The 1,322-nt window shown below is 62.5% G+C and carries 1 protein-coding gene; it reads left to right on the top strand.

Features of this window, described 5'->3' with window-relative positions:
• Window positions 1-110 precede the first annotated feature (110 nt).
• Window positions 111-1,262, top strand: a complete 1,152-nt coding sequence (locus M9827_RS20615; protein ID WP_123451066.1) for an MFS transporter — start codon at window positions 111-113, stop codon at window positions 1,260-1,262.
• Window positions 1,263-1,322 lie beyond the last annotated feature (60 nt).

Here is a 1,322-nt window from a genome sequence, read left to right on the forward strand (position 1 = left end):
CGCTCCCACAGGGTAGGATGTTGTCTTTACCTCCTCGAAAGATTGGCGATCGAACCTCGTCGCCGTATCACTGTCATTCGGGGACGCGATGTTTTTTGCCAAGGATCGATATGACCAGCCTCAACCCCCAAGACACCTTCGTCCCCGGACGCCTGCAACAGATGTCCACGCGCATCGCCTTTTTTATCGCCGGACTCGGTATCGCTGCGTGGGCGCCTCTCGTGCCATACGCCAAGGCGCGCGCCGGACTGGATGAAGGCACGCTGGGGTTATTGCTGTTGTGCCTCGGGGTCGGTTCGATTCTGGCGATGCCACTGGCGGGGATTCTGGCCACACGTTTCGGCTGTCGTCGTGTCGCTACCGGCGGCACGTTGTTGATCTGCGCGGCGCTGCCGTTGCTGGCAACGGTGTCGTCGATCCCGGCGCTGATCGCCACGCTGTTCATGTTCGGCGCCGGTCTGGGCACGGTGGACTCGACCGTAAACCTGCAAGCGGTCATCGTCGAACGCGCCAGTGGCAAGAACATGATGTCGGGCTTTCACGGTTTGTTCAGTCTCGGCGGGATTGTCGGCGCGGCGGGTGTCAGCGCCCTGCTCGGCCTCGGCTTGACGCCACTGGCGGCGATGTTGGTAGTGGTGGTGGTATTGATCGCGGCGCTGTTCAAGTGCGTTCCGCACATGCTGCCTTACGGCAGTGAAAGCTCTGGACCGGCGTTCGCCATCCCCCACGGCATCGTGCTGTTTATCGGCGGGATGTGCTTCATCGTCTTTCTCACCGAAGGCGCGGCGCTGGACTGGAGCGCGGTGTTTCTGGCGCAGGAGCGCGGGATCGACACCGCGTATGCGGGGCTGGGTTATGCAGCGTTTGCATTGACCATGACGGCCGGGCGTTTGCTGGGTGACCGCATTGTGCGGATGGTCGGTGCAACGCGGATCATTCTGTTTGGCGGTCTGTTGGCCGCGGCAGGTCTGTTTCTGGCGACGTTTGCACCGAGCTGGGAAGCGGCACTGGTCGGCTATGCGCTGGTCGGCGCCGGCTGTTCGAACATCGTGCCGGTGCTGTACACGGCGGTGGGCAAGCAGACGGTGATGCCGGAGAGCATCGCGGTGCCGGCGATTACCACGCTGGGTTATGCAGGGATTCTGGCGGGGCCGGCGGTGATCGGCTTTGTGGCGCATGCCAGCAGTTTGAGTTTTGCCTTTGGCTTGATGGCGGTGCTGTTGGTCGCGGTGGCCATTGGCGGCAAAGTCCTGAAAGTCTGAAAGCTCCGCGAGCAGGCTCGCTCCCACAGAACCTCAGTGATCCATGTGGGAGCGAGCCTG

Source organism: Pseudomonas sp. AKS31, assembly GCF_023634765.1.
Classification (GTDB): Bacteria; Pseudomonadota; Gammaproteobacteria; order Pseudomonadales; family Pseudomonadaceae; genus Aquipseudomonas.

Bases quoted from the DNA above. Each gene is read 5' to 3' on its own strand.
- M9827_RS20615 (WP_123451066.1), top strand. From the start codon at position 111: ATGACCAGCCTCAACCCCCAAGACACCTTCGTCCCCGGACGCCTGCAA.